This is a genomic window from Bradyrhizobium sp. PSBB068 (assembly GCA_016839165.1).
In the GTDB taxonomy this organism is placed as follows: domain Bacteria; phylum Pseudomonadota; class Alphaproteobacteria; order Rhizobiales; family Xanthobacteraceae; genus Bradyrhizobium.
This window is the reverse complement of record CP069300.1, coordinates 518,371-542,273: the sequence shown is the minus strand read 5'-3', so window position 1 is coordinate 542,273 and position 23,903 is coordinate 518,371. Positions and strand designations below refer to the sequence as shown.

18 protein-coding genes are annotated in these 23,903 nt (G+C 64.9%); 8 read left to right on the top strand and 10 right to left on the bottom strand.

The annotated features are described in order from the left end of the window. Positions 1-3: 3 nt before the first annotated feature. From JQ507_02475 to JQ507_02455, 5 genes are all read right to left on the bottom strand, one after another. Positions 4-1,188, bottom strand: coding sequence for an ABC transporter permease (locus JQ507_02475; GenBank protein QRI70427.1), 1,185 nt, complete (start codon positions 1,186-1,188; stop codon positions 4-6). Continuing rightward, positions 1,188-2,300 (bottom strand): microcin C ABC transporter permease YejB, encoded by a 1,113-nt coding sequence (locus JQ507_02470; GenBank protein QRI70426.1) that lies wholly within the window; start codon positions 2,298-2,300, stop codon positions 1,188-1,190. Before JQ507_02470 ends, JQ507_02475 begins: the two co-directional genes overlap by 1 nt. A gap of 3 nt (positions 2,301-2,303) precedes the next feature. Further along, on the bottom strand, positions 2,304-4,175 hold the full coding sequence (locus JQ507_02465) for an ABC transporter substrate-binding protein (GenBank protein QRI70425.1): 1,872 nt from the start codon (positions 4,173-4,175) through the stop codon (positions 2,304-2,306). Positions 4,176-4,187: 12 nt separating this feature from the next. Beyond that, positions 4,188-6,086 (bottom strand): ABC transporter substrate-binding protein, encoded by a 1,899-nt coding sequence (locus tag JQ507_02460; protein ID QRI70424.1) that lies wholly within the window; start codon positions 6,084-6,086, stop codon positions 4,188-4,190. Positions 6,087-6,309: 223 nt separating this feature from the next. Beyond that, on the bottom strand, positions 6,310-6,858 hold the full coding sequence (locus JQ507_02455) for a cytochrome c family protein (protein QRI70423.1): 549 nt from the start codon (positions 6,856-6,858) through the stop codon (positions 6,310-6,312). A 201-nt stretch (positions 6,859-7,059) separates the two neighbouring features. Between JQ507_02455 and JQ507_02450 the strand changes: the two genes are divergently transcribed. Beyond that, positions 7,060-7,800 carry a 3-deoxy-manno-octulosonate cytidylyltransferase gene (locus JQ507_02450; protein ID QRI70422.1) on the top strand — a complete coding sequence of 247 codons (741 nt, stop codon included), beginning with the start codon at positions 7,060-7,062 and terminating at the stop codon, positions 7,798-7,800. 21 nt (positions 7,801-7,821) lie between these two features. Next, complete coding sequence (locus JQ507_02445; GenBank protein QRI70421.1) at positions 7,822-8,682, top strand: prephenate dehydratase; 861 nt, start codon at positions 7,822-7,824, stop codon at positions 8,680-8,682. Positions 8,683-8,828: 146 nt separating this feature from the next. On the opposite strand, the gene JQ507_02440 is transcribed toward JQ507_02445, so the two are convergent. Continuing rightward, positions 8,829-9,851 (bottom strand): LLM class flavin-dependent oxidoreductase, encoded by a 1,023-nt coding sequence (locus JQ507_02440; protein QRI70420.1) that lies wholly within the window; start codon positions 9,849-9,851, stop codon positions 8,829-8,831. 388 nt (positions 9,852-10,239) lie between these two features. Here JQ507_02440 and metF point away from each other — a divergent pair, with 388 nt between their 5' ends. The 3 genes from metF (at position 10,240) to maiA (ending at position 15,837) form a co-directional block, all read left to right on the top strand. Further along, complete coding sequence (gene metF / locus JQ507_02435; GenBank protein ID QRI70419.1) at positions 10,240-11,154, top strand: methylenetetrahydrofolate reductase [NAD(P)H]; 915 nt, start codon at positions 10,240-10,242, stop codon at positions 11,152-11,154. Between the two features lie 3 nt (positions 11,155-11,157). Continuing rightward, a complete protein-coding gene (gene metH, locus JQ507_02430) occupies positions 11,158-15,012 on the top strand; it encodes a methionine synthase (protein QRI70418.1) in 3,855 nt (1,284 codons plus the stop codon). A 165-nt stretch (positions 15,013-15,177) separates the two neighbouring features. Then, entirely contained in the window at positions 15,178-15,837 is a 660-nt protein-coding gene (gene maiA / locus JQ507_02425; GenBank protein QRI70417.1) for a maleylacetoacetate isomerase, read from the top strand. 16 nt (positions 15,838-15,853) lie between these two features. Here the strand turns inward: maiA and JQ507_02420 are convergent, their stop codons facing one another. Then, positions 15,854-16,921, bottom strand: a complete 1,068-nt coding sequence (locus tag JQ507_02420) for a Cj0069 family protein (protein ID QRI70416.1) — start codon at positions 16,919-16,921, stop codon at positions 15,854-15,856. Positions 16,922-17,215: 294 nt separating this feature from the next. Between JQ507_02420 and JQ507_02415 the strand changes: the two genes are divergently transcribed. Then, positions 17,216-17,932 (top strand): dihydrofolate reductase family protein, encoded by a 717-nt coding sequence (locus JQ507_02415; protein QRI70415.1) that lies wholly within the window; start codon positions 17,216-17,218, stop codon positions 17,930-17,932. Between the two features lie 98 nt (positions 17,933-18,030). On the opposite strand, the gene JQ507_02410 is transcribed toward JQ507_02415, so the two are convergent. Together JQ507_02410 and JQ507_02405 are read right to left on the bottom strand one after the other, a co-directional pair. Continuing rightward, positions 18,031-18,849, bottom strand: a complete 819-nt coding sequence (locus tag JQ507_02410) for a porin family protein (GenBank protein QRI70414.1) — start codon at positions 18,847-18,849, stop codon at positions 18,031-18,033. Between the two features lie 174 nt (positions 18,850-19,023). Beyond that, positions 19,024-19,773, bottom strand: coding sequence for a TetR/AcrR family transcriptional regulator (locus JQ507_02405; protein QRI70413.1), 750 nt, complete (start codon positions 19,771-19,773; stop codon positions 19,024-19,026). A 223-nt stretch (positions 19,774-19,996) separates the two neighbouring features. On the opposite strand from JQ507_02405, the gene JQ507_02400 reads away from it, so the two are divergent. After that, positions 19,997-21,247: an HlyD family secretion protein gene (locus JQ507_02400; protein QRI73147.1), complete on the top strand. Its 1,251-nt coding sequence runs from the start codon at positions 19,997-19,999 to the stop codon at positions 21,245-21,247. A 15-nt stretch (positions 21,248-21,262) separates the two neighbouring features. After that, the gene (locus tag JQ507_02395) at positions 21,263-22,852 is read left to right on the top strand and encodes a DHA2 family efflux MFS transporter permease subunit (protein QRI70412.1); all 1,590 of its coding nucleotides are present in this window, start codon (positions 21,263-21,265) and stop codon (positions 22,850-22,852) included. A 24-nt stretch (positions 22,853-22,876) separates the two neighbouring features. Here the strand turns inward: JQ507_02395 and JQ507_02390 are convergent, their stop codons facing one another. Beyond that, the gene (locus tag JQ507_02390) at positions 22,877-23,776 is read right to left on the bottom strand and encodes a LysR family transcriptional regulator (protein QRI70411.1); all 900 of its coding nucleotides are present in this window, start codon (positions 23,774-23,776) and stop codon (positions 22,877-22,879) included. Positions 23,777-23,903: the final 127 nt, after the last annotated feature.

The window sequence follows — 23,903 nt, the reverse complement described above, 5'->3', positions numbered from 1 at the left end:
GCGTCAGCCCTTCGAGAACGTCTTGCGCGGATCGAAGGCGTCGCGCGCGGCTTCGCCGATGAAGATCAGGAGCGACAACATGATCGCGACCGAGAAGAAGCCGGTGAGGCCGAGCCACGGCGCCTGCACATTGGCCTTGCCCTGCGACAGCAATTCACCGAGCGAGGGCGAGCCGGGCGGCAGGCCGAAGCCGAGGAAATCCAGCGCCGTCAGCGTCATCACCGAGGACGAGACGATGAAGGGCAGGAACGTCATGGTCGCGACCATCGCGTTCGGCAAGAGATGGCGGAACATGATCACGCCGTTGGAGACGCCGAGCGCGCGCGCCGCCTGGATGTATTCGAAATTGCGGCCGCGCAGGAATTCGGCGCGCACGAGGCCCACCAGCGAAACCCATGAGAACAGCAGGAGGATGCCGAGCAGGATGAAGAAGCCCGGCGGCAGCACCGCCGAAATGATCAGCAGCAGATAGAGCGAGGGAATCGCGGTCCAGATCTCGATCAGCCGCTGGAAGATCAGATCGGTCCAGCCGCCGAAATAGCCCTGCACGCCGCCGGCGGCGATGCCGATGATCGACGACAGGATGGTCAGCGTCAGACCGAACAGCACCGAGATGCGGAAGCCGTAGATCAGCCGCGCGACCACGTCACGGCCCTGATCGTCGGTGCCGAGCCAGTTGTATTCGAGGTCGCGGCAGCCGGTGAGGCCCTTCTTCTGCACCACGTCCTTGCATTCGGCCTCGGTCAGCATCCAGGTCGGCTTCGACGGCGCCGGCGTCGGCAGATCCAGATTGTGGGTATCGTAGGAATATCGGATCGGCGGCCAGATCATGCTGCCGCCCTTGGCGGCGATCTGTTTCTGCAAATAGGGATCGCGATAGTCGGCGGCGGTCTCGAAATCACCGCCGAAGGTGGTCTCGGCATAGCTCGCCACCACCGGCCAGTAGAGATGGCCGTCATACTTGACGAGCAGCGGCTTGTCGTTGGCAATGAAATTGGCGAACAGCGAAACCACGAACAGGACAAGGAAGATCCAGAACGACCAATAACCGCGGCGGTTCGCCTTGAAGTTCTGCCAGCGCCGCTGGTTGAGCGGCGACGGCGCGAAGGCGTGGCGGGTGGCAGGCACCGCCTCGCCCAGCGGCGATTGCGTCGTGGTCTCGACCGGCTGGGGCGCGAGCATCGTCATCAGACCTCCCGCGCCTCGAAGTCGATCCGTGGATCGATCCACATATAGGCGAGATCGGAGATCAGATTGACCACCAGTCCGACCAGCGAAAAGATGAACAGCGTTCCGAACACCACCGGGTAATCGCGGTTCAACACGCTCTCGAAGCCGAGCAGGCCGAGCCCGTCGAGCGAGAAGATGGTTTCGATCAGCAGCGAACCGGAGAAGAAGGCGTGGATGAACGCGCCGGGGAAGCCCGCGATCACGATCAGCATCGCATTGCGGAAGATGTGGCCGTACAGCACCTGGTGCTCACTGCAGCCCTTGGCACGCGCGGTCATCACGTATTGCTTGCGGATCTCGTCGAGAAACGAGTTCTTGGTCAGCAGCGTCATGGTAGCGAACGCGCCGAGCGCCATCGACACCAGCGGCAGGGCCAGATGCCAGAAATAGTCGATGATCTTCCAGTACCAGGGAAATTGCGCCCAGCCGTCCGAAGTCAGGCCGCGCAGCGGGAAGATGTTGAAGAACGAGCCGCCGGCGAACAGGATGATTAGCAGGATCGCGAACAGGAAGCCGGGGATCGCGAAGCCCACGATGATCACGGCCGAGGTCCAGGTGTCGAACCGAGACCCGTCCTTGACCGCCTTGCGAATGCCGAGCGGGATCGAGATCAGATAGGTCAGCAGCGTCATCCAGATGCCGAGCGACATCGAGACCGGCAGCTTCTCCTTGATCAGCTGCAGCACGCTGACACTGCGGAAATAGCTCTCGCCGAAGTCGAACCGCGCGAAATTCCAGACCATCAGCGCGAACCGCTCCGGCGCCGGCTTGTCGAAGCCGAATTGAACTTCGAGCTTCTTGATGAAATCGGGGTCGAGCCCCTGCGCGCCGCGGTATTTCGAATTGATCGCACCGCCTGCCCCGCCGCCGCCCTGGCTGCGCTGCGCGGCAAAATCGCCGCCGCCGCCCGAGACGCGCGAGGTGCCGCCGGTGTCGGCACCGTTGAGCTGCGCGATGACCCGCTCGACCGGCCCGCCGGGTGCGAACTGCACCACCACGAACGACACGAACAGGATGCCGAGCAGCGTCGGCAGCATCAGGAAGATACGTCGGGCGATATAGGCGCTCATCGGCTACTTCGCCTGTTCGAGCTTGGCGGCCTTGGCCGCATCGTACCACCAATTCTCCGGCGCACCGACGCCCTGGGTATATTTCGCCAGCTTCTCGGTATGACCGAACTGATCCCAATAGGCGATCGGATGCGTGTTGCGGTACCACTGCGGCACCCAGTAACGGCCGGCGCGGAACACCCGGTCGAAGGCGCGGCACGCGACCGTCAGCTCATGGCGGCCGTTCGCGCCGATGATTTTCTCGATCAACGCATCGATCGCCGGGTTGGAGATGCCTGCGAGATTGTAGGAGCCCTTGGTCTTCGCCGCCTGCGAGGAGAAGAACGGCCGCATGCTGTCGCCGGGCGTCGCCGAGAAGCTGAAGCGCTGCATGGTCATGTCGAAATCGAAATCTTCTACCCGGGCGCGGTACTGTACCGCGTCGACCAGGCGGAACGTCGCATCGATGCCGAGCGTTCCGAGATTCTTGATGTAAGGCCCGTGGTGCGGTTGCAGCGAGGGCTCGTCGTTGAGGAATTCGATGGTGATGGGCTCGCCGTTCGGCAGCACGCGCTTGCCGTCCTTGACGACACAGCCGGCTTCGTTGAGCAGTTGCACCGCCTTGCGCAGCAGCGCACGGTCCTGCCCGGAGCCATCAGACATCGGCGGCACGAACGGCAGGCCGAACACCTCATCGGGTATCTGGCCGCGGAACGGCTCGATCAACGCAAGCTCCTCAGGCGAGGGCGGGCCCTCCGCGACCATGTCCGAGTTCTGGAACGGCGAGACGGTGCGCGCATACGCATCGTACATGATGGTCTTGTTGGTCCACTCGAAGTCGAAGGCGCAGATCAGCGCCTCGCGCACGCGCGGGTCCTTGAACTTGTCGCGGCGCATGTTGATGAACCAGCCCTGCGCGCCGGACGGGGTGTCGTCGGGCAGCGTCTCGCGCTTGACGCGGCCATCCTTCACCGCGGGGAAATCGTAGCGTGTCGCCCAGACGCGCGCCGTGAACTCTTCACGGAACAAATAGCTCTTCGAGGTGAAGCCCTCGAAGGCCACATCGCGGTCGCGATAGAATTCGTAACGCACGGTGTCGAAATTATAGCTGCCGCGGTTGACCGGAAGGTCCGCGCCCCACCAATCCTTGACGCGGTCGTACTCGACATAGCGATTGACCTCGTACCGGCCGACCTTGTACGGCCCCGAGCCGAGCGGCGCATCGAGCGTCGAGTCCTCGAACGACCTGGTCGCGTAATAGGCCTTGGAGAAGATCGGCAGGCTCGCGACAAACAGCGGCACGTCGCGCGCACGCCCTGCCGCGAAGGTCACCACCACGGTCGCGTCATCGGGCGCCTCGGCCTTGACGAAGTCGCGCAGCTGCACCTGGATCAGCGGGTGACCTTTTTCCTTCAGCGTGTTGAGCGAGAAGACCACGTCCTGCGCGGTCAGCTTCGAGCCGTCATGGAAGCGCGCCTCTGGGCGCAAGGCGAAACGATAGATCAGCTTATCCGGCGAGATCTGGACCGATTTGGCGGCAAAGCCGTACATCGCGTCGGGCTCGTCGTTGGCGCGCGACATCAGCGTCGCGAACGTCATGTCCATGCCCTGCGCGCCTTCACCCTTCAGGACATAGGCGTTCAGCGAGTTGAAGGTGTAGTAGGACTGGTTGTAGGCGCGCACCCACGGGATCACCGAGAAGGCACCGCCCTTCGGCGCTTTCGGATTGACGTAGTCGAAGATCTGGAAGTCCGCCGGATATTTCAGGTCGCCGAACACAGACATGCCGTGCATCTCGGCTCCGTCGTCGGCCACTGCCGGTGCGACACGCAAGCCTGCAGCACTCAACGCACCTATGCCGAGACCGAGTGCATGCCGGCGGGTCAATAGCGCCATGCGCGTTTCCTTCTAAGAGCGCTTGATCTTTGCAGCCTTGTCGGCGTCGTACCACCAGAGGCTCGGAAAACCCGTCACGCCATATTTCGGCAGCGGATCGGGCCGACTGAAGCGGTCCCAGCGGGCGGCGCGCTCGAATCCTGCGGCGAATTGCGGGACCAGATAGCAATTCCAGAGCAGGACGCGGTCCAGCGCCTTGCAGCTCGCGACCAGGTCGGCGCGGTCCTTGGCGAAGATGATGCGCTCGATCAGGGCATCGACCGCCGGATTCTTGATGCCCGGGCGATTGCGCGAGCCCGGCCGATCGGCGGCATCCGATCCGAAGAAGTCGCGCTGTTCGTTGCCGGGCGACAGCGACTGTCCCCATACCGCAGTCGTGATGTCGAAGTCGAAATTGCGGATGCGGTTCTGGTACTGCACGCTGTCGACGGTGCGGATCGACACCGTCATGCCGAGGCGCTCAAGGTAGGGCTTGTAGAACAGCACGCCGCGCTCGTCGCCGGGGTCACCGGACAGAAATTCGACACTGACCGGCTTGCCCGTGGGATCGACCAGCTTGCGGTCGCGATTCTCGAACCCTGCTTCCTTGAGCAGGCGCGCGGCTTCGCGAAGGTTGCTGCGCGCCGCCTCCTCATTGCCGCCCACCGGGTTCTTGTACGGCGTCGTGAACAGCTCTGCAGGGACCTTGTCGCGCAGCGCTTCGAGGATCTGCAGCTCGGCGCCTTCCGGCAGACCGGTCGCCATGAACTCCGGAATGCCGTCAAAATAGCTGTTGTCGCGATGGTAGTCGCCGTTCGAGAGCAGCCGGTCCGACGTCTCCCAATCATAGGCGAGGTTGAAGGCGCGGCGGACCCTGATATCGGTGAATAGCGGACGGCGCAGGTTGAACGCGTAGCCCTGCATCCGCCCCGAACTCGAATTGGTGAACTTCTCCTTGAGGACGCGCTTCTCGGCCACCGCCGGAAAATCATAGGCGGTCGACCATTGCTTGCCGCTACGCTCGTTGAACCAATCCAGCTGATCCGCCTTGAAGGCTTCCCGTCCGACGGTGTCGTCGCGGAAGAATTCGGACCGAACCTGATCGAAATTGTTCTGTCCGACGTTGACCGGGATGTCCTTGCCCCAATAGTCGGCAACGCGCTCCAGCACCACCGAGCGGCCGGCCACGAACTCCTTGATGCGATAGGGTCCGGATCCCAGCGGGATCTCCAGCGTGGTCGCCGTCACGTCGCGCTTGTTGCCTTGCGCATCCTTGCCTTCCCACCAGTGCTTGGCCAGCACCGGGACTTCACCGGCAATACTGGGAAGCTCACGGTTTCCAGGCGCATCAAACACGAATTTGAGGTCGCGCTCACCGATCTTCTCGCATTTGACGATGTGCCGATAGTACGCGTTGTACATCGGGCTGTTGGCCTTGAACGCGTCGAACGAGAAGATCACGTCTTCGGGCGTGACCGGCTTGCCGTCATGCCAGCGCGCCGCCGCGCGCAGACGGTAGATGACGTAGGAATAATCATCGGGATAGGCCGCGGCCTCCGCCAGCAACCCGTAGGCGGTCGAAGGCTCGTCCAGCGACCGCGTGGTCAGCGTTTCGACGATCTGCCCGACGGCGCCGGCAAGCGAGCCCTTCACGCCCTGGATGACGAGATTGAAGTTGTCGAACGTGCCGAGTTCGAACGTCCTGATGACCCCGCCTTTCGGGGCATCGGGATTGACGTAGTCGTAGCGCTTGAAGTCGGCGGGATATTTGACGTCGCCAAACGTCGAGAGAGCGTGACGCCATTTCAGCCCGCCGGGGGCGTCCTGCGCGTGGGCCGGAGTGATGACCGATGCGGCGGGAGCAAGACCGAGCGCCGGAGCCATCGCGGCGCAGGCGCTAGCCTGGAGAAGATGTCGTCGGGTGATCGCCAATGCGGAATTCCTGTTGCTGTGCACGCCTCGCTACATGGGACTCACTATAAGGCAACGGTTCGACAAATTACGTTGCTTTTTCCTCATGATAGCTGCTGGGGAACAATTCCGCTGCGGCGAAACGCCCCGATAACAAGCCCGCGACCGCCAAACGGTTTCTCCCATACGAAAACGGCCAGGCATTGCCTGGCCGTCCATCTGCATATGATCGCAGGACAAATCCCTACTTCGAAGCGGTCGGGATCGGAGCCGGGTGCTCTGAGTTCGAATTCAGATAGGCGATGATGTCGGCGCGCTCGCTGTCCTTCGGCACGCCGGCGAAGCCCATCGCGGTGCCCGGGACGAAGGCCTTCGGGTTGGTCAGGAACTTGTTGAGGTCGTCGAACGACCAGTCGCCGCCCTTGCCCTTCATCGCAGCCGAGAAATTGAACCCGCGGCCCTCGCCCTTCTTCTCGCCGACGACACCGTAGAGGTTCGGACCGACGCGGTTGGGGCCACCCTTTTCGAAGGTATGGCAGGCCTGGCACTTCTTGGCGGCCGCCGCGCCCTTCTCGGCGGAGGCGGTCTGCAACAGCTTCTCGATCGGCTCGGAGGCGGCCGCAGCGGCCTCGCCGCCACCGCCATGGGACTCTTCCTTCACCGCGATCTCAAAACCCGGCTTCTCCGGCTGCTTCGCAGAAAACACCGATCCGGCGGTAAAGCTCATCACCAGGACGACGATGCAGGTGCCAAGAACCGCACCGAGGATTTTGTTGAGTTCGAAGGAGTCCATTTTCGGTCAGGCTCCGGGCCTTGAATGTCGACTTCAGGCCGGGAATACGGCCGCGGGGAAAGACCCGGGAATCGACCTTTCGTGCCTCCCCCCAGGCAGGGTTGAGATATCGGTTTGCCCGCGCTCTGGCAACCCGTATAAACGCGCCGAATTCAACCGCCTCCCCGGCAATTTCCGCAGCCCGGACGGGCCCTGACACGAATGACCCAATCCCGTACCTTGGTGCTGATTCCGGCCCGCATGGCCGCCACGCGCCTCCCCGGCAAGCCACTGCTCGATATCGCGGGCGCGCCGATGATCGTCCACGTGCTGCGGCGGGCCGAGGAGGCCGGGATCGGCCGGGTCGCAGTCGCCACCGATACGACCGAGATCGCCGCCGTGGTGAAGGCCGCGGGCGGTGAGGTGGTGATGACCCGCTCCGGCCATCCCTCGGGCTCGGACCGGATTCATGAAGCGATGACGATCCTCGACCCCGGCGGCAATGCCGAGATCGTGGTCAATCTGCAGGGCGATTTCCCGACCATCACTCCGGACACCATCCGCAGCGTGATGCCGCCGCTGGCCGACCCCGCCGTCGATATCTCGACGCTGGCTTCGCGGATCCATAGCGAAGAAGAGGATCAGGCCCCGAGCGTCGTCAAGGCGGTCGGGTCTCCGATCGGCGCCAACCGGTTGCGCGCGCTGTACTTCACCCGCGCCACCGCGCCTTATGGCGACGGGCCGCGCTACCACCATATCGGCCTCTACGCCTACCGCCGTGCCGCGCTGGAGCGGTTCGTGGCGCTGCCGCCCTCGCCGCTGGAGCAGCAGGAGAAGCTCGAGCAATTGCGTGCGCTGGAGGCCGGGATGCGGATCGACGTCACGATCGTCGACACCGTCCCACGTGGGGTCGACACCCCGGCCGACCTCGAAACTGCCCGCAGAATACTGGCAAAAGCCTGAGCCACTGATAAAAAGCCCCGCATGAACAAAAAGCTGAAAATCGCGTTCCAGGGCGAGCCTGGCGCTAATTCCCACATCGCGATCGCCGAGGCCTATCCCGACGCCGAGCCGATGCCCTGCCCGACCTTCGAGGACGCGCTGGCCGCGATTTCCTCCGGCGAGGCCGATCTCGGCATGATCCCGATCGAGAACTCGGTCGCCGGCCGCGTCGCCGATATCCATCACCTCTTGCCCGCGTCCGGCCTGTTCATCGTCGGCGAATGGTTCCTGCCGATCCGCCACCAGCTGATGGCGCTCAAAGGCGTCAAGCTCGCCGACATCAAGAGCGTGGAGAGCCACGTCCAGGCGCTCGGCCAGTGCCGGCGCACCATCCGCAAGCTCGGCATCAAGCCGATCGTCGCCGGCGACACCGCCGGCAGCGCCCGCGACGTCTCCGAACGCGGCGACAGGACCGTGGCCGCGATCGCCTCGCGCCTTGCCGCCGAGATCTATGGCCTCGACATTCTCGCCGAGGACATCGAGGACGAGGCCCACAACACCACCCGCTTCGTGGTGCTGGCGCGCGAGGCCAAATGGGCAGCGCAAGGCTCCGGGCCGCTGGTCACGAGCTTTGTGTTCCGGGTGCGCAATTTGCCGGCCGCGCTCTACAAGGCGCTGGGCGGCTTTGCCACCAACGGCGTCAACATGACCAAGCTCGAGAGCTACATGGTCGACGGCAATTTCTTCGCCACACAATTCTATGCCGACGTCGACGGCCATCCCGACGACCGCGGGCTCGCCTTTGCGCTCGAGGAACTGAAATTCTTCTCGCGCGAATTCCGCATCCTCGGCGTCTATCCAGGCAACCCGTTCCGCGCGACGTTCAGCGAGACGCAGGACTGAGTCGCGCAAACGCAATCCGTTTCAGCGTCGTCCCGGCGAAGGCCGGGACCCATAACCACCGACGTTCGTAGGCAGCAAGGCGACAACCAGTTTGCGCGACAAATGGGGCCGCGGCGTATGGGTCCCGGCCTTCGCCGGGACGACGACTACGATGCGGCCACCCTCTTCGCAAGCCCGAACGCCTCGGCAAGCAGGCTGTAGGACTTCTTCCGCGCCGCGTGATCGTAGACCGCGGTGATCACCATCAACTCGTCGGCCTGACTCGCCGCGATCAGCGGCTCGAGTTTGGCCATCACGGTTGCCGGGCTGCCGACGAACAGCCGCGCCCGATTGCGCGCGATCGAGGCCCGCTCGGCGTCGGTGTAGGGATAGGCCTCCGCCTCCTCGACGCTCGGCAGCGGCAGATACTGGCCGCGGTCGCGGCGCAGCCGGTTGAGATCCATCGATAGCGCAAGCTGCTCGGCCTCCGCATCGGTGTCCGCGGCAACGACGGCGACCGCCAGGATCGATTGCGGCGTCGCGCGCCAGCCTGACGGCTTGAAATGCGCCCGATAATTCGTCATCGCCGCGATCGCGTCGTGGGTGGCAAAATGGTGCGCGAACGCAAAGCCCATCCCGACCTGGGCTGCGAGCTCGGCGGAATAATCGCTCGAGCCGAGCAGCCAGATCGGCGGCAGCGGCGAATCGTCCGGCATCGCCACCACATTGTGGTAGGGATGGCCGGCCGGGAAATCGCGCGTCTCCCACAAGGTCAGCTCATGCAGCCGCTCGAGGAAATCATCGCCCTCGCGGCGATCGAGCCGGCTGCGCAGCGCGTAGGCGGTGGCACCGTCGGTGCCGGGCGCGCGGCCGAGGCCGAGATCGATGCGTCCGGGAAACAGCGCCTCCAGCATCTTGAACCGCTCGGCGACCACGAGCGGCGCATGGTTGGGCAGCATCACGCCGCCTGAGCCGACACGGATATGCTGCGTCACCGCCGCGATCTGCCCGATCATCAGGTCGGGCGCCGGGCTTGCGACCGAGGCGAGGTTGTGGTGCTCGGCGAGCCAGTATCTGACATAGCCGAGGCCATCGACATGGCGCGCCAGATCGATGCTGTTGCGGAGCGCGGCGGCGGGCTTGGTGCCTGTCGTGACGACGGACAGGTCGAGGACGGAAAGCGGGATCATGGCCGACAGCCTAGTGTGACGTCACGAGGCGACAAAGACCCCGGCCGCGCAGGGCAGTCCCGCAGCGGAAAGCTGGAAGAGGTTGCATAGGCTTTGGGACGAAACGAGACGACTCATTGATATAGCCCATGGCCCACATTGTACTTTGGTGGCACGTATATCGCCGGAGCATGATTTAATATAAATATATCAATGCAGTAAGAAACGGTTTTGGCCGTCAGCTCGTCGCCCACCATATGTGCCCCGCAGTCGATTTTTCTCGCTTCACCGCAAATAATGGGCAATTTCCCATATACGATGGGCTGTCTCAGCCCACCCGTTTCGATTATCTTGGGGCTCCATATCCAGGCCGGATGTCTGCCCTCCAGTTGCGGAGCCCTTGCGTATCATGACCCAGACCATTTCCTCCGTGCCGAATGGCCAGCGCGCGCCGAAGGCGCCGAAAATCTCCTTCGAGTTCTTCCCACCGAAGACCGAGGAGATGGAGCGCAATCTCTGGGAGACCATCAACCGGCTGGCGCCGCTGACGCCGAACTTCGTCTCGGTCACCTACGGCGCCGGCGGTTCGACCCGCGAGCGCACCCATTCGACCATCAGCCGCATCCTGCGCGAGACCGATCTGCTGCCGGCCGCGCATCTGACCTGCGTCAGCGCCTCGCGCGGCGAGATCGACGAGATCGTCGATCGCTATCATGAGGTCGGCGTCCGCCACATCGTGGCGCTGCGCGGCGATCCGCCCGGCGGCATCGGCACGCCCTACTTCACCCATCCCGACGGCTACCAGAGCTCGGCCGAGCTCGTCGCCGGCATCAAGCGGCGCCACGCCGACATCGAGATCTCGGTGTCCGCCTATCCCGAGAAGCATCCGGAAGCGAAGGATTTCGATGCCGACATCGACACGCTGAAGGCCAAGGTCGACGCCGGCGCGACCCGCGCGATCACCCAAGTGTTCTTCGACAACGACCTCTACCATCGCTACGTCGACAGGGTGCGTGCGCGCGGCATCGAGATCCCGGTGGTGCCGGGCATCATGCCGATGCACAATTTCAAGCAGGCCCGCAATTTCGTCACCCGGGCCGGCACCAGCGTGCCGGATTGGCTCGCCGAGAAGTTCGAGGGCCTCGACAACGACGCCGAGACCCGCAAGCTGGTGGCGGCCACCGTCGCCGCCGGCCAGGTGCAGAAGCTGTTCAAGCACGGCGTCGACACCTTCCACTTCTACACCATGAACCGCGCGGACCTCGTGTTCGCGATCAGCCATCTGCTCGGCATCAGGCCGAACGGTGCCCAGAAAGCTGCCTGAATCATGTCCGTACCGGTTTCCCCCAAGCGTAGCGCTTTGCTCGCGGCTGCCCGCGAGCGCATCCTGGTGCTCGACGGCGCCATGGGCACGATGATCCAGGGCCTGCAGTTCGACGAAGCCGCCTTCCGTGGCGAACGCTTTGCGGATTTCCACCGTGACATCAAGGGCAACAACGATCTCCTGATCCTGACCCAGCCCGACGCGATCACGGACATCCACGCCGCTTACTTGCGCGCCGGCGCCGACATCGTCGCGACCAACACCTTCTCCTCGACCTCGATCGCGCAGGCCGACTACGACATGTCGGACCTCGCCTATGAGATGAACCTGCAAGGCGCCCGCCTCGCGCGCGCCGCCGCCGAGCGGGTGTCGGCCGAAGACGGCAAGGAGCGCTTCGTCGCCGGCGCGCTCGGCCCGACCAACCGCACCGCCTCGATCTCGCCCGACGTCTCCAATCCCGGCTATCGCGCTGTCACCTTCGACGATCTGCGCACGGCCTACGGCGAACAGGCCAAGGGCCTGCTCGACGGCGGCGCCGACCTGCTGCTGGTCGAGACCATCTTCGACACGCTGAACGCCAAGGCGGCGCTGTATGCGATCGCCGAGATCATCGAGGAGCGCGGCATCGACGTGCCCGTGATGATTTCCGGCACCATCACCGACAAGTCCGGCCGCCTGCTCTCCGGACAATTGCCGGAGGCGTTCTGGCATTCGGTGCGGCACGCGCGGCCGATCACGATCGGCTTCAACTGCGCGCTCGGCGCCGAGGATCTGCGCGCGCACATCGCCGATATCGGCCGCGTCGCCGACACGCTGGTGTGTGCCTATCCGAACGCCGGCCTGCCCAACGAATTCGGCCAGTATGACGAGACGCCAGACTACATGGCGCGGCTGATCGGCGAATTCGCCGCCGCCGGCCTCGTCAACATCGTCGGCGGCTGCTGCGGCACCACGCCCGACCATATCGCGGCGATCGCCAGGGCCGTCGCCCCGCACAAGCCGCGTGTGGTGCCCGAGATCGCGCCGCGCCTCAGATTGTCCGGCCTCGAGCCGTTCACGCTGACCGATGCGATCCCGTTCGTGAACGTCGGCGAGCGCACCAACGTCACCGGCTCGGCGCGCTTCCGCAAGCTGATCACCGCCGGCGACTACACCGCGGCGCTTCAGGTCGCGCGCGACCAGGTCGAGAACGGCGCCCAGGTCATCGACGTCAACATGGACGAGGGCCTGCTCGATTCCGAGAATGCGATGGTGACGTTCCTCAACCTCGTCGCCGCCGAGCCCGACATCGCGCGGGTGCCCGTGATGGTCGACTCCTCGAAATTCCACGTCATCGAAGCCGGCCTGAAATGCATCCAGGGCAAGCCGATCGTCAACTCGATCTCGATGAAGGAAGGCGAGGAGAAGTTCCTGCACGAGGCGACGGTGGCCAAGCGTCACGGCGCCGCCGTGGTAGTAATGGCGTTCGACGAGACCGGCCAGGCCGACACGTTCGCGCGCAAGACCGAGATCTGCAAGCGCGCCTATGACATCCTGGTCAACCGGCTCGACTTCCCGCCCGAGGACATCATCTTCGATCCGAACATCTTCGCGATCGCGACCGGCCTCGAGGAGCACAACAATTACGGCGTCGACTTCATCGAGGCGACGCGCTGGATCCGGCAGAATCTGCCCGGCGCCCACATCTCCGGCGGCGTCTCCAATTTGTCGTTCTCGTTCCGTGGCAACGAGCCGGTACGCGAGGCGATGCACTCGGTGTTCCTGTATCACGCCATCCATGCCGGCATGGACATGGGCATCGTCAATGCCGGCCAGATGATCGTCTATGACGACATCGATCCCGAACTGCGCCAGACCTGCGAGGACGTCATCCTCAACCGCGATCCCGGCGCGTCGGAACGGCTGCTGGCGCTAGCCGAGAAATTCCGCGGCAAGGAGAAGCAGACCAAGGAGCAGGATCTCGCCTGGCGCGAATGGCCGGTCGAGAAGCGGCTCAGCCACGCGCTGGTGCACGGCATCACCGAGTTCATCGAGGCTGACACCGAAGCCGCCCGCCAGAACGCGTCGCGCCCGCTCGACGTCATCGAAGGCCCGCTGATGGCCGGCATGAACGTGGTCGGCGACCTGTTCGGCGACGGCAAGATGTTCCTGCCGCAGGTCGTGAAGTCGGCACGCGTGATGAAGCAGGCGGTCGCCTATCTGATGCCGTTCATGGAGGAGGAGAAGGCACGCAACCTCGCCAACGGCATCACCGGCGGCCGCAATGCCGCGGGCAAGATCGTGCTCGCGACCGTGAAGGGCGACGTCCACGACATCGGCAAGAACATCGTCGGCATCGTGCTCCAGTGCAACAATTTCGAGGTCATCGATCTCGGCGTGATGGTGCCCGCGAGCAAGATCATCGAGACCGCGAAGGCCGAGGGCGCCGACATCATCGGCCTGTCCGGCCTGATCACGCCCTCGCTCGACGAGATGAGCTTCCTTGCCGGCGAACTGGAACGCCAGGGCATGAACGTGCCGCTTTTGATCGGCGGCGCGACCACGAGCCGCGTGCATACCGCCGTCAAGATCGACCCGAACTATCCGGGCGGCCCGGTCGTGCATGTCAATGACGCGAGCCGCGCCGTCGGCGTCGCCTCCTCGCTGCTGTCGGCCGAGAAGAAGCAGGCCTATGCCGCCGAGGTGCGCGCCGAATATGCGAAAATCTCGACCGCGCATTTCCGCGCCCAAGCCGACAAGAAGCGGCTGAAGCTGCCGGACGCCCGCGCCAACAAGGTTGCGATCGACTTTGCGGCAGTGCCGCCGAAGAAGCCGGCGTTCTTCGGGCTGAAGAGTTTTGACGCCTACGATCTCGCCGAGCTTGCCGACTACATCGACTGGACGCCGTTCTTCCAGACCTGGGAGCTGACCGGCCGCTTCCCGGCGATCCTCGACGACCCCAAGGTCGGCGAGGTCGCGCGCTCGCTCTATGCCGACGCGCGCAAGATGCTCGACAAGATCATCGCGGAGAAGTGGTTCACCGCTCGCGCCACCATCGGCTTCTGGCCGGCGAACGCCGTCGGCGACGACGTCGAGGTCTATGCCGACGAGACGCGGAAGCAAAAGATCGCGACCTTCCATACTCTGCGCCAGCAGCTCGAGAAGCGCGAGGGCCGCTTCAACGCCGCGCTGTCAGACTTCGTCGCGCCGAAGGACACCGGCGTGCCTGACTATATCGGCGGCTTCGTCGTCACGGCGGGGATCGGCGAGGACGCGGTCGCGGACCGCTTCAAGAACGCCAATGACGACTACTCCTCGATCCTGTGCAAGGCACTGGCCGATCGCCTGGCCGAGGCCTTTGCCGAGCGCATGCACCAGCGCGTGCGCAAGGAATTCTGGGCCTACGCGCCCGGCGAGACGTTCTCCGCCGACGAACTGATCCTCGAGAAGTATGACGGCATCCGTCCGGCACCCGGCTATCCGGCGCAACCCGACCACACCGAGAAGCGGACGCTGTTCGCGCTGCTCGATGCCGAGAACACCGCCGGCGTGAAGCTGACCGAGAGCTTTGCGATGTGGCCGGGATCGTCGGTCTCGGGGCTGTATTTCTCGCATCCCGAGAGCTTCTATTTCGGCGTCGGCAAGATCGAGCGCGACCAGGTCGAGGACTATGCGGCGCGCAAGGCCATGACGGTCGCCGAGGTCGAACGCTGGCTCGCGCCGGTCTTGAACTACATCCCCTCGCAGGACGGCGCCAAAGGCCAGGCGATCGCGCCGGCCGCGACGCCCGCCAACGACGAGGAACTGGCCTCGCATCCGCAGGGCTGCACCTGCGCCGTGCACCTTGCCTGGCGCAAGAAGAAGGTGGGCGCGGGCTAGCTCTTCCTTCCCTTCTCCCCTTGTGGGAGAGGGTGTCGCGGACGCAGTCCGAGACGGATGAGGGTCTCTATCCGCGGACACAGACCCCTCACCCGTCCGCGATGCTGTCGCATCGCCCCCACCCTTTCCCACAAGGGGAGAGGGGAAGAATGAGGAGTGCACTCCATGCAGTTCTTCTCCTTCTGGCGATCGCTGGCGAGCTTCCGGGTGCGGATCGCGCTCAACCTCAAGGGCGTGCCGGCCGAAATCGTATTCGTCGATCTCGATGCGGACGCGCATCGCGCTGACGCCTATCGCAAGATCAATCCGCAAATGGCGCTGCCGGCGCTGGTGATCGACGACGGCACCGTGCTGTTCCAGTCGCTCGCGATCATCGACTATCTCGACGAGACCTATCCCGACCCGCCGCTGCTGCCGGCCGATGCGCTCGGCCGCGCCCGGGTGCGTGGACTGGCGCTGATGGTCGCCTGCGAGGGCCATCCGCTGATCACGCCACGGGTGCGCCGCTATCTCGACCGCGAGCTCGACCTGCGCGACAGCCAGCAGAACGCCTGGCGGCGGCACTGGACGGTCGAGACGCTGGCGGCGCTCGAAGGTCATCTCGCCGGCCGCAAGGCGACCGGCCTGTTCTGTCACGGCGACGCGCCGACCATCGCCGACATCTGCCTGGTCGGCCACGTCACGGCGGCGATCAACCAGCAGATCAGCCTGTCGCCCTGGCCGACCGTGAAGCGGATCCACGAGACAGCGATGGCGCTGCCGGCGTTCGCCAAGGCGCATCCCTCCGCGCAGCCCGATACGCCGGAGGCAATGCGGGCGAAGTGAGCGTGCGGCGCCTGCTCTATCCACCGCTCTCCGCGCTCCGGGCAATGCGATCCCGGACCGTCCGCGCGATCGCCGCCGGCGCCTCGTCGGGGATCGCAAAGCATGAACTGGCGTTGATCTCACACAGCACGTAGGTGTCGGCGCCATCCGCATCGCGCGGGCCGTAGAGGAAGTCCGCATCCCAGATCACCGGCAACGACGCGTCGTCGATCGCCAGCGTCTTCATCAGCTGCGGAATCCATTCGTCCTCCATCGAACGGCGCAGCGCCTGGAATTGCGGCGCATCCGGGCCGTGCATGATGCGCGGGCCGGGCTGGGCTTGCGGGGAATCCGGGCCTTCCGGGGGCGGCGGGATCAAGGCCTTGATCAGCTGATGCCCGAACCCTGCGACCTTCGCGCCGCTGACATAGCAACGGATCATGCCCTCGGGCAGCCGCGGCTGGAATGGCTGATCGATGATGCAGCCGCCCCAGCCGAAATACGGCTCGCAGCGCGCCATGAAATCTTCCAGCGGCATCTCCTCGGGCTGGCTGCCGCGCAGCGCGTGCAGCACACGCACCGTCGCATCGGGCAGGGCCTCCACCTTCCAGACGCCCTGCCCGCCATTTCCGCGATTCTGTTTGAGGACACGCGGGCCGGCTGCGCGAAGCCGCGGCGGGAATTCGGCGCTGAAAGAATCGGCGGTGGCGTAGCGATGCGTGTCGGCGCCCCAGCCCAGATGCCGCGTGCGGTGGAGCACCTCCTTGACGCCCATCTTGAGGATGACATCGGGATGGGCGCTGACCCACGGACGCTTCGCCGCGACCTCGCGCAGCAGCAGATCGAGCGCCGCGCGCGTCTTGCCCTGATGGATCGGATCGACCCAGACCAGAACGCCGTCCATGGTCAGCAGCTGGTCGCGGACGAGATCGGCGAATGTCTCGTCATAGACGACGGGATTGGCCTCGATGCCGGAAGCAGCGAGCGCTTCGAAGACGCGAACGAAACGACTGTTCTCTGGCGTCGCCTCGCGGCGCGACGCGGCATCTCCACGCCACAGGATGGCGACCTTGGAACGACGAATTGATTGCGGTTGGATGTCCATAGCAAGCTCCACGACGGATTGTCGCGCAGAGCTTGGACCAAAGGTCTCACGGGGAGTCTGCCTTTCCCCGTCAGAGAGACTCTAGACGACGGCGCGCAGGTTTCAAGCTGGAAGTGAACTGAAGCGGATCACGGCGTGATCCCGTGCAGGCCGAACCCAGGTGAGAGCAAGCGCGCCGCCGAAGTTGAAACACCGCTGCGTTACCGGCGTTGAGAACATGCCTGCGGCTTTCTAAATCAGGGCGTGCCCACCCGCCCCCGCGGCGCCGTCATTCGCCACCGAAGAGTTCAGCCGATGCGACCTCACATCATCTGCCACATGGGCACGTCGATCGACGGCCGGCTTCACCCCAGCCGCTTCACCAAGGCAGCTAGCGGCATTCCCGCCGAAGTGCTGCGCTCCCACTATGAACGAATCCATGACGGCTTCGATGCCGACGGGTGGATCATCGGCCGCGTCACCATGAACGAGATGGCCAAGGGCACGGCGCGGCACATCGCCAATCCACCGAGGCTGCCGCGCGAGCCGCATCTTGCCAACCGCGACGGCCGCAAGCTTGCGATCGGCATCGATCCGTCGGGCCGCGTGCATTTCGGCAAGGACAATGTCGGCGGCGATCATGCCGTTGCGGTGCTCGGCGAACAGGTCTCCGACAGCCATCTCGCCGAGCTGCGCGAGGACGGCGCGTCCTACATCTTTGCCGGCCCCAAGGGCGACGATCTGCCGGGCGCGATGGCGCAGCTGGCCTCGCTGTTCGGCGCCGGGAGGCTGTTGCTCGAGGGCGGCGGCGGGATCAACGGCGCATTTCTCAAGCACGGGCTGATCGACGAATTCAGCACCTTGATCTTTCCGGCGGTCGACGGCGTTGCGGGATCGCAAAGCATCGTCGACTATCGCGGCCCCGAAGGCGATCGTCCCGGCGCCGGACAATCGCTGCGGCTGACGCATTGCGAGACGCTGGAAGGCGGCATGGTCTGGCTGCGCCACGCCGTGGAGCGGGCGCCGGGCTGAAGTTGCCTCGGAGAGCGGCGCAAAGCGCGGGCGAACCACGTCCGGCAGGCGCGGCTGGATGCCGGGCATGACGGGACGGTGATTTGTTCAAGCCGGTGTCAGAACTTGTAACTCAGCGCAGCGCGAGCCACGCTGAATCTGTTCTCGCGGCTGGCGTTGTAGCGGATCTGGCTCTGCAACGGATCGGTGCCCTGGAACGTCGCCGTGGTGCCGCTCGAGCCGAGATCGACGTAGAGATATTCGCCGCGCAGCGTCCAGTTGTTGGTGAAGGCATATTCGGCGCCGCCGCCGGCGGTCCAACCGACGCGGACGTCGGAGTTGTTGCCAAGCCAAAGCCGCGACAGGCCCGTGGAGAACGCCGACGAATTGGCGATATTGGTCTTCACCTCGCCGTAGGCGAGGCCGCCTGTCGCATAGATCAGCAGGCGCTCAGTGGGCACAAAGCCGATGCGCCCCCGCACGGTGCCGAACCAATCGACCTTGCTGGTGTATTGAGGATTGAAGCTTCCCGTCACGCCACCCGGGAGAGCGACGATGGCGCTGCCGTTCCGGGTAGACTTCAGGTCGACATAGTTGAAATCGGCTTCGACGCCGAGGACGACCCTGTCGATCTGGGAATTGTACCCGACCAATCCACCCGCGGTCACACCCGCCTGGTTGCTGCTCGAAAGGGGAACGCGGATGATGTTGGCCGGCGGGACGATCGAAGCGACATTGCTCCTCGTCGTGATATTCCCGCCATCATACCAGCCACCGCCCACATTCACGCCGGCATAGAAGCCGGACCAGTTGAACGCGGGAGCCACCAAGGGCGGAGCCTTGGTCCAGCTGCGCTCCGACAGGTCAGCCGCCGATACCGCGCTTGCAAACCCCACAAATGAAATCAGGCCAGCCCCGACAATTGCAAAACCACGCATTCCCATTCCCATTCCTTGCACTCGGCGAAACCGCCTTACTTAAGGTTGTGGCACGAACGGGAGGCTTGCGACAGCTTGTCTCATTCGAATTTGATTCTTTTGTGCGCCGTGTGGCGAAGTTGCAACGATCCTTGCTCGCAACCCAACGAGCGGATTTGTCTCGGATCGCGCGGATCAATTGGTCCCAGGCCGGTATCCGGATCTGCACGCCGCGACGAAGAACGCGACGCCGTGCGCGACATGCTCATCGATCTCGGGGCCGAGCGCTTTCAGGTCCACCTCGAACAGCGCCCGGAGCAGCATCGGCACCGCGATGATGTCGAGGAACAGGCGCGCCGTGGTCGGCAGGTGCTCCGGCGCGAAGGCCGGCAGCTTGCCGAGCTCGTCGGATTGCGTTAGCTCGTGCAGCAGGTGAATCCCGAGCTCGGTGCTGAGTGCACGCGCCCGGCGGTTAACGGTGGCGGCGAGGTCCGGGAAGCGGTGCGCCTCCGCAATGGCGAGCCGCATCAGGCCGATCCGGTCGGCGTCGAACCCCCAATGCAGCAAGGTCGAGGCGACGCTGGTGAGACGCTCCTCGATGGTCACGCCAACCGGCGGATCGGCCTTGAACTCGGCAATGCGCGACAGGATGTCCCGCGTCACCACCTCGGTGAACAGCGCCCGCTTGTCGCGGAAGCGCGCGTAGATCGTGCGCTTGCCGGAGCGCGCGACTTCGGCGATCTCGTCGATGCTCGCGCCTTCGAACCCGCGCTGCAGGAACACCCCGCGCGCAGCATCGAGGATGCGCGCATCGACCTCGCCGGCCAATTCCTTCGGCGGTCGGCCGGCGCGTACCTCGACCGGGCCCGCCGCCGGTCTTGTTGCCAGTTTGGTTGCCAGTCTGGTTTTGGGCCCCCGCGGCATCTTCAGAGTGCTGGTGGTCATCGCCTTGACCCGGGTTCCATGAGCCGGCCAAGCCGGCAATGTCGGGCAATATAAGCCTATCACATCTAGTTGTAAATAGAACGGTACGGTTCCGTTCCTATTGACGCACTCTGCAATCGAGACTATTTGCCGCACAGAACGGAACGGTATCGTTCCCTTTTGCGAAGGCCGTGCCGACCTCGCTCACCAGCCAAGAGCAGCCATCATGTTCGAAGACACAGTTCTGGAGCGCGACCAGCCGGGGCACGAGGCCACCGAGGGCGCGCCCTCGGCTCCGGCCTCTCACGAGCCCATCATCACGTCGGAGCGGCCGGAGGTCACCGCAAAGGCGCCCGCCGAGGGGCGTCCCGCGGCCAAGGACCCCGCCCCACCGGCAACGGTTCCGCCGGAGGCCACCGGCCCGGTGCTGCGGCGCGGCCTGCTGCGCCGCCGTCCGGTGGTCTCCGCGATCGGTGCCGTGCTGCTCGCCGCCACGCTCGGCGGCGGCTATCTCTACATGGACTACACCGGGCATTTCGAATCCACCGACGACGCCTTCATCGCGGCGCGGCAGTCGGCGCTGGCCCCGAAAGTGTCCGGCTACATCACCGCGGTTCCGGTCACCGACAACCAGCATGTCGCAGCCGGCGACGTGATCGCCCGTCTCGATGACCGCGACTATCGCGTCGCCCTGGCGCAGGCTGAGGCGCAGGTCGCCGCCGCGCAGGCCAGCATCGAGAATGTCGATGCGCAGCTCGACGTGCAGCAGGCGCAGATCGCGGCCAGTCAGGCCCAGGTCGACCAGGCGCAGGCGGCGCTGACCTTCGCCCAGCAGCAGGCGACGCGCTACCAGCATCTCGAGCAGACCGGCTACGGCACGGTGCAGAATTCCGAGCAGTACACCTCGCAACTGCATCAGCAGCAGTCCGCTGTCCTGAGCGCGCAGGCGCAGCTGAACCTGGCGCAGCGCCAGGTGGAATCGTTGATGGCGCAGCGCAAGAGCGCGCTCGCCAATCTGGCGCAGGCCGACGCGCAGCGCGACCAGGCCAAGCTCAACCTGTCCTATACGATGGTCACCGCCGCGCAGCCCGGCCGCGTCGTCAACCTGTCGGCCGCGGTCGGCCAGTTCGCGCAGGCCGGCACCAACCTCACGATGTTCGTGCCCGACCAGACCTGGGTCACTGCGAACTTCAAGGAAATCCAGCTCGACAAGATGCGCCCCGGCGAGAAGGTGACGCTGAAGATCGACGCCTATCCCGGCCGCACCATCAACGGCCATGTCGAGAGCGTACAGCCCGGCTCCGGCACCGCGTTCTCGCTGCTACCGGCGCAGAACGCCACCGGCAACTACGTCAAGATCGTGCAGCGCGTGCCGGTCAAGATCGTGATGGACGACCCGCCGACCGACGTCGCGCTCGGCCCGGGCATGTCGGTGGTGCCCACCGTGCGCATCAATCCCGCTCCGTCGCTGGTCGAGCGGCTTGGCAAGCTCTGATCCCGGGAGGCTGTCATGAGTGCAGCAGCAATCGATCCCAAAAGCCTCCCTGTCCCGCGCGTCACCGTCAATCCGTGGCTGATCGCCATCGTGGTCGCGCTCGCGAGCTTCATGGAGGTGCTCGACACCACCATCGCCAACGTCGCGCTGCCCTATATCGCGGGCGGCATGGGCGTCAGTGAGGACGAAGCCTCCTGGGTGGTGACGAGCTATCTGGTCTCCAACGCCATCATCCTCACCGCCTCGAGCTTCCTCGCCAAGATGCTGGGGCGGAAGACCTTCTTCCTGATCTGCCTCGGCATCTTCACGGTGAGCTCGATCCTGTGCGGCTTCGCGCCGAACCTCAACGCGCTGCTGCTGTTCCGCATCCTGCAGGGCCTCGGCGGCGGCGGCATGGTGCCGGTGGCGCAGTCGATCCTTGCCGACGCGTTTCCGCCGGCCAAGCGCGGCCAGGCGTTTGCGGTGTTCGGCATCGCCGTCGTGGTGGCGCCGGTGGTCGGCCCGACGCTGGGCGGCTGGCTCTCCGACAATCTGTCCTGGCACTGGTGCTTCCTGATCAACGCGCCGGTCGGCGCCTTCGCGATCGCGCTGATCGCCGCGGTACTGCAGGAGCCCGCCAGGCCCAAGGACCAGAAGCAGGACAATTCGTTCGATTTCATCGGCTTCGCGCTGGTCGCGACCTTCCTCGGCGCGCTCGAGGTGACGCTGGACCGTGGCCTGGAGGACGACTGGTTCGGATCGTCCTTCATCATCGCGTCGGCGGCGATCTGCGCCATCGCCTTCGTGCTGATGATCCCGTGGGAGATGACCCGCCGCAATCCGATGATCGATCTGCGGATGGTCGCGACCCGGCAGTTCGGCGCGAGCTTCCTCGTGATGCTCGCGACCGGCGCGATCCTGCTCGCGACCACCCAGTTCCTGCCGCAACTGGTGCAGCAGGATTTCGGCTACACCGCGACCTGGGCCGGCCTCGTGCTGTCGCCCGGCGGCGTGGTGACCATGGTGATGATGTTCGCGGTCGGCCGTCTCGCCGCCAGGGTGCAGCCGAAATATTTGATCATCGCCGGCGCGCTGGTGATCGCGGCGTCGATGTACAGCATGACCAATGTCTATGGCGACCTCGGCTTCTGGTACATGGCGCGCTCGCGCATGCTGATCGGCGTCGGCCTGCCCTTGATCTTCATTCCGATCATGGCGGCATCCTATGACGGCATTCCGGCCGGCAAGACCGACCAGGCCTCGGCGCTGATCAATGCCGCGCGCAACACCGGCGGCTCGATCGGCGTCTCGCTGGTCTCCAACGTGCTGACGCATCGCGAGCAGTTCCACCAGAGCCGGCTGGTCGAGCAGGTGACGCCGTCAAGTCCGCAATATCAGGACACCATGCATCGAATGACCGACTTCTTCATTGCCCAGGGCAGTTCGCTGCTGCAGGCGCAGCAGCAGGCGGTGCAGTGGATCGGTCAGCAGGTGCAGACCCAGGCCTCGTTCCTTTCCTACATGGACGCATTCTGGGTCCTGATGCTGATCGCGCTCTCGGCGATCCCACTGGCGCTGACCTTGCGCAACATCAAACTCGGCGGCCCCGCCCCCGCGGGTCATTGATCAGGCGCATCGTCTCGACCCGGATCAAATGCCGCCGGTGGCGGCGACGATCGTGTCCCTGAGCCAGCGGTGCGCCGGCAGATCGTCGAAGCGGCGGTGCCAGCACATGACACTGTGCAGCTTCGACGCGTCGAACGGCAACTCCCGCATCTCGATCGGATAGGCGCGGCGGAATTCGAGCGCGAGCTTGCGCCCGAGGATCGCAACCATGTTGGATTGCACCAGAACCGCGCCGGCCGACAGATAGGGCACATCTGATGCAATGATGCGGCCCGCCTTGCGTGCCCGCAGCCAGGCGTCGATGAAATCCAGATTCTCGCCGCTGGAGGTGATCGCAAGATGCGGCAGCTCGATCAGCGCCTCGCCGGTCAGCTTCTTGCGCAGGGCCGGATGACCGGCCCGCAGCACAGCGACGAAGCGATCCTCGATCAACCGACGGGAGGCGAAGCGCTCGCCCTCCAGCGCGCCGGCGGAGATCGCAAGATCGAGCTCGCCGCGATCGAGCCGGTCGGCGAGATTCAAGGTCCCGCTCGGCACCAGCGTCAGCCGCACCCGGGGCGCCTGCGCGCGCACCGCCGCGATGATCGCGCCGGCGGCAACCACCGCAGCATAATTATTGACGGCAATGGCGAAGCGCCGATCCGCCTGCGCCGGATCGAAACGATCGCCTTCGACCGCCAGTTGCAGGTCGCTCAGCGCCTTGCGGACCGGCAGCGCCAGTGCTTCGGCCCGCGGCGTCGGCAGCATGCCGGACGGCGTGCGGACGAACAGCTGGTCCTTCAGCGCATGACGCAGCCGGTTCAGCGCGTGGCTCACGGCGGGCTGGCTGATGGCAAGTGCGCCGGCTGCACGCACCACGCTGCGCTCGCGCATGACGGCGTCGAACACCAGCAGAAGATTGAGATCGAGATTGCGCAGCCGCATGCATTCATCATGCACAATGTGAATAGGCAAATAAAGACAATTCATTTGAATAATATCGGACCAAGGCCCAGCTTCCGGGCATGCCCGAGAGCCCGCACAGCGCCATCGCAACCCGGCCCCATCGCGC